This is a genomic window from Paenibacillus sp. VCA1 (genome assembly GCF_031583795.1).
GTDB classification, from domain to species: domain Bacteria; phylum Bacillota; class Bacilli; order Paenibacillales; family Paenibacillaceae; genus Paenibacillus_AQ; species Paenibacillus_AQ albilobatus.
On the sequence record NZ_JAVLSX010000035.1, the window covers coordinates 1 to 987 of the forward strand.

The 987-nt window shown below is 50.5% G+C and carries 2 rRNA genes; both read right to left on the minus strand.

Annotation, left to right across the window (positions count from 1 at the left end):
* Positions 1 to 589 (minus strand): 23S ribosomal RNA (locus tag RJP21_RS30975); the annotation flags it as partial.
* 279 nt (positions 590 to 868) lie between these two features.
* Positions 869 to 987 (minus strand): 16S ribosomal RNA (locus RJP21_RS30980); the annotation flags it as partial.

Below are 987 nucleotides of genomic sequence, written 5' to 3' on the forward strand. Positions count from 1 at the left end.
GGGCTCTGACTTCTTGTAAGCACACGGTTTCAGGTTCTATTTCACTCCCCTTCCGGGGTGCTTTTCACCTTTCCCTCACGGTACTGTTTCACTATCGGTCGCTAGGGAGTATTTAGCCTTACCAGATGGTCCTGGCAGATTCATACGGGGTTTCACGTGCCCCGCACTACTCGGGATCCGTCTCGGAGGGAACTGACTTTCGGCTACAGGGCTTTTACCTTCTATGCCGGGCCTTTCCAGACCTCTTCGCCTAACCAGTTCCTTTGTAACTCCATGTGAGACGTCCCACAACCCCGGCCAGCAAGCTGACCGGTTTAGGCTAATCCGCATTCGCTCGCCGCTACTAACGGAATCACTTTTGTTTTCTCTTCCTCAGGGTACTTAGATGTTTCAGTTCCCCTGGTATGCCTCTTCACACCCTATGTATTCAGATGTGAGTGACTGGCTATTACACCAGCCGGGTTTCCCCATTCGGACATCCCCGGATCAAAGCTTGCTTACAGCTCCCCGAGGCAGTATCGTTGTTCGCCACGTCCTTCATCGGCTCCTAGCGCCTAGGCATCCTCCGTGTGCTCTTAGTAGCTTAACCATGCTACTCTTTCATTACTTGGTCTTACAATGAAGACACAAGCAGCTAAAAGGATATTTCTAAAACGCAAATTCGTTTCGGTATCTAGTTTTCAAGGATCAAATCATCCGGTTTTTTCAACCGGACTTATATCATACCATCCTCAGCACCGCTTGTCACCAAGCAAGTTCTGGAAATCGTATGCGAGAGTTTGAACTCTCAAAACTGACCAACGAGTGAGATTTCGCAACTTCCGTTGCTTATTTGTACCGCTTCACTCAGAAGCGAGGTACTCCATAGAAAGGAGGTGATCCAGCCGCACCTTCCGATACGGCTACCTTGTTACGACTTCACCCCAATCATCTACCCCACCTTCGGCGGCTGGCTCCTTGCGGTTACCCCACCGACTTCGGGTGTTG